The following is a 4,499-nucleotide window of genomic DNA, read 5'->3' as shown; positions in this document are numbered from 1 at the left end:
GCAGGCGAGTACGGCACAAGCAGCGTTGGAATTATCTGCCAAGGAGCAGGCGTTGGTCCTTGGTGCCGCGCAAGCCTATTTTGAAACGCTGCGCGCGTTGGACACATTAGCGGCTTCCAAGGCGGAGGAGGCAGCCTTGCAACGCCAGCACCAGCAGGCTCAGGCGCGCCTTGACAATGGAGCGTCCAGTATCAAGGATGTGCTAGATGCTCAGGCTGCCTACGATAACGCCAATGCCAACCGCAAGCTGGCCGAGCGTAAGGTTGACGATGCTTATGAGGCCCTTGCACGCCTTACCAAGCAGGACTATTCATCGATCGAGGGGGTTGAGCATCGATTACCTGTGGTGACGCCTGTGCCCAATGAGGCCAGCGCCTGGGTAAGTCAGGCGGTGCAACAAAACCTGTCGCTGCTCGCCAGCAATTTCGCGGTGACAGCTGCCGAGAAAACCAATCAGCAACGCAAGGCCGGTTTTGCGCCTTCCCTGGATGCTGTTGCGTCCTATCGTCATGGGGACAACGATAACTTTGGCTACAGCAACCCCACCGATTTTGGTCGCTCTGGTTATCGGGGCGATATTGCACAGCGAAGCATTGGGTTGGAGCTCAATATTCCATTGTATTCGGGAGGCATGACGCGCTCGCAAGTTCGTGAAGCCACTGAGCGTTTAGCTCAGAGTGAAGATGAGCGAGATGATCGGCGTCGTGAGGTCGTACAAAGTACTCGAAATTTACATCGGGCTGTCAATTCAGACATAGAACAAGTGAGTGCTCGGCGACAAACGATTCTCTCCAGTCAAGCATCGGTGAAGGCAAACACGGTGGGGCGAGAGCTGGGATCTCGTAATACAGCCGATGTGTTGAATGCTCAGCGGCAACTCTACAACGTTGTTCGAGAGTACAACAATGCTCGTTACGATTACATTATCGATACCCTTAAGCTAAAAGAAGCTGCTGGCACATTAAGTCCTGCTGATTTGGCGGATTTAGCCATGTATCTAACCAAAAACTACGATCCTGATCGTGACTTTCTTCCTCCTGATGCCCGTGAACAAACATGAGCGCAACTCAAACGCTGATTGCCGAGGTATAGGTGGCACATCCTTCATGTGGGTTATGAAGTATTAAGCCTGGTATTAATTTCTCCCTAGTTGGGACGCAAGGACGCAACAGCAATATGAGTACATACACTCCAGGCGTCGAGCCGCCTGCACAGCCTTCAGTTTCAGATGCCATGGACACGGGCTTAGCCTGTCTGGTCATGTTGGCTCGCTTTCACAATTTGTCGGCTTCTGCTGAACAGCTTTCTCATGAGTTCTCAGTTGATAACCACGTCTTTTCTCAAGCTGAGCTGCTTCTTGCGGCAAGAAAGCTTGGCCTGAAAGCCAAAAGGGTGAGTACCTCACTTGCTCGCCTAGGCAGCACGCCTCTACCTGCCATAGCGATTGATAAAGAAGGACGTTTTTTCATTATCGCCAGGCTCGACCAAGGCAAAGTGCTTATTCAGGATCCGCGTGTTGAGCGTGCGGAAATCATTAGCGCCGAAGAGCTGCTCGCGCGATGGAATGGTCAATTGATTTTGGTTCGTTCCGAAGCGGGAAACCTCGGTGAGACATCACGATTCGACTTTACCTGGTTTATTCCTGCCATCGTGAAGTACAGAAAGCTACTGGGTGAAGTCCTGCTGGTTTCTTTTGTACTGCAAATATTTGCCCTTTTGACACCGCTCTTTTTTCAAGTAGTGATGGATAAGGTGCTGGTACACCATGGGCTGACCACATTGGACGTTGTCGCCATAGGTCTTTTGGGGATCATGCTGTTCGAGTCGGCGCTGAGTGGTTTGCGCACCTATGTGTTTGCCCATACAGCCAGTCGTATTGATGTGGAGCTGGGTTCGCGCCTCTTTCGACATCTGGTCAATTTGCCCTTGGCTTATTTCCAGGCTCGCAGGGTTGGCGACTCCGTCGCACGTGTCCAGGAGCTGGAAAACATCCGCAGTTTCCTGACCGGCAACGCTATCACCCTTGTTCTGGATGTTATGTTTTCCGTCGTATTTATCGCTGTGATGTTTTACTACAGCGCCTGGTTAACACTAATTGTGGTGCTGTCGTTACCTCTCTATGTATTGGTTTCGGCGCTGATCACGCCAGTGCTGCGTGCCCGACTACAAGATAGTTTTTCCCGTGGGGCCGAGAATCAGGCGTTTCTTGTCGAAACGGTAAATGGCATTGATACGGTCAAGTCCATGGCCGTAGAACCGCAAGCCATTCGTAAGTGGGAGAACCAAATAGCCGCTTACGTCGCCGCTGGTTTCAAGACACAAAATCTCTCAACGATTGCTAACGAAAGTGTTGGGCTGATCGGTAAGTTGGTGACGGTCGCAACCCTATGGATGGGCGCTCGCTTGGTCATCGATGGCAGCCTGACGGTAGGTCAATTGATTGCTTTTAATATGCTGGCCGGCAGAGTCTCGCAACCGATTATACGTCTGGCGCAACTCTGGACCAGTTTTCAGCAAACCGGGGTGTCCGTTCAACGTTTAGGCGACATCCTCAATACTCGGACGGAGTTGTCCCAGGCCGACAGAAGCGCGCTGCCGCCACTGAAGGGGCACATCGAATTTGACCAAGTGCACTTTCGCTATCGCACCGATGGTTCTGAAGTGCTCCGGGGCATTAGCGTGAAAATAATGGCGGGCGAAGTCATCGGCGTTGTGGGTCGCTCAGGTTCTGGAAAAAGCACACTCACCAGACTGCTTCAACGCCTGTATGTCCCGGAGCGAGGACGGGTGTTGGTGGACGGCATGGACTTGGCGTTGGCAGATGTTTCATCGCTGCGCCGCCAGATTGGTGTAGTACTTCAGGACAACATGTTGTTCAACCGCAGCATCCGCGAAAACATTGCATTGGCCGATCCTGGCACCCCCCTTGAATCCGTCATGCAGGCGGCACAGATGGCCGGAGCCCACGAATTCATTCTGGAGTTGCCGGAGGGGTACGACACGATAGTCGGCGAGCACGGTGCCTCACTGTCAGGTGGTCAGCGGCAACGCGTAGCGATCGCGCGTGCATTGATCGGCAATCCACGGATTCTGATTTTCGATGAAGCGACCAGTGCTTTGGACTATGAGTCCGAGCGCATTATTCAGCAGAACATGCAGAGCATTTGCAAGGGCCGCACGGTGATCATTATTGCCCACCGATTATCCGCCGTCAGGGATGCCAACCGTATCTTGGTGATTGATCGCGGGCAAATAGTCGAGCAGGGCACGCATACCGAGTTATTGGCCCATCAAGCGGGGCACTACTCGCGATTGCACCGTATGCAACAAGGGTGAGCCGTTTGGTTGCGTGATGTGTGAACTGATCTCGTCTCTTTTCGGGAGGCGACACGGATGTGCATAGGTTTTTACATAGGACGATAATCGTATGAGCGCTCGCTCCGATTTGTTTCAACGCTACCGCCATGCCTGGCGCGAGTCGTGGCGTCGGCGAAAAGCCATGGATGCCCCCAAACGACTTCCTCACGAGGTTCAATTTTTACCGGCGGCATTAGAGCTGCAAGAAAAGCCGGTACATCCTGCACCCCGCATTTTTATATGGAGCATTCTTGGCTTTGCCACGTTGGCTTTGCTCTGGGCGTTCCTCGGTAAAATTGAAGTGGTCGCGGTGGCGCCGGGAAAAATTGTTCCCAGTGGCAAGACCAAGTTGATTCAATCCAGCGAAACAGCCGTTGTTACGGCGATTCATGTCACTGATGGTCAGGCGGTCAAAGCAGGCGAAATCCTGGTCGAATTAGACCCGACTTCGGCAGATGCAGAGGTTCGGCGCATTCAGAGTGACCTTTTAGCGGCCCGGATTGACAGTGTCCGTGGCGGGGCGATGCTGGATGCGATCAATCATCAAAAAGAGCCTCAACCTCTAATAGGTTTGATTCAGGGAGCTACTCCCGACCAGGTGCTGACTGCACAGCGTTGGTTGCAGGGGCAATATCAGGAGTATCGGAGCAGTCTCGATCTTGTCGAGGCCGAAATTCTTCAGCGCGACGCGGATATACAAGCCGCCCGATCCCAAGTCTCCAGTTTGCTGAAAACCTTACCGATAGCCACTCAGTTAGCTCAAGACTATCAGCGGTTACTGGCTCAACAGTATGTTGCCAGGCACGAATACTTGGAAAAAGAGCAGGCTCGCCTGGACCTTCAGCGCCAACTCAGCGTCCAGCAAGCGAGTGTATTGCAATCAACCGCTGCTCAGGGTGAGGCCAAACGTCGGCGTGAAGGCGTGGTGGCCCAAACTCGGCGTTCAATGCTCGATTTGCAGCAAGAAGCCAATCAGAAAGAAGCCAGCTTGATTCAAGAGCTGGCTAAAGCCCAATACCAGGAAACGTTGACACTTCTTAGGGCTTCCGTGGATGGCACGGTTCAACAGCTGGCTGTCCATACCGTCGGTGGGGTTGTGACGCCAGCGCAGCAACTCATGGTCATTGTGCCTAGTAATCAGC

Annotated in this window: 3 protein-coding genes; all 3 read left to right on the top strand. The window is 53.1% G+C overall.

The window, feature by feature from the left end:
- On the top strand, window positions 1-1,060 hold a 1,060-nt coding region (locus E4P00_RS17770), incomplete at its 5' end, for a TolC family outer membrane protein (RefSeq protein WP_248132301.1).
- Window positions 1,061-1,176: 116 nt separating this feature from the next.
- A complete protein-coding gene (locus E4P00_RS17765; RefSeq protein WP_282443254.1) occupies window positions 1,177-3,336 on the top strand; it encodes a type I secretion system permease/ATPase in 2,160 nt (719 codons plus the stop codon).
- Window positions 3,337-3,427: 91 nt separating this feature from the next.
- Window positions 3,428-4,499 (top strand): HlyD family type I secretion periplasmic adaptor subunit (locus E4P00_RS17760; protein ID WP_248132299.1); only part of this gene is annotated, 1,072 nt, incomplete at its 3' end.

The sequence above is a fragment of the Pseudomonas sp. B329 genome (assembly GCF_023127835.1).
Classification (GTDB): Bacteria; Pseudomonadota; Gammaproteobacteria; order Pseudomonadales; family Pseudomonadaceae; genus Aquipseudomonas; species Aquipseudomonas synxantha_A.
The sequence above is the reverse complement of the archived record's forward strand: the minus strand, read 5'-3'. Positions and strand labels throughout refer to the sequence as shown.

What these genes read in the sequence shown, in the direction of transcription:
- E4P00_RS17765 (WP_282443254.1), top strand. Translation starts at nt 1,177, where the DNA reads ATGAGTACATACACTCCAGGCGTCGAGCCGCCTGCACAGCCTTCAGTT.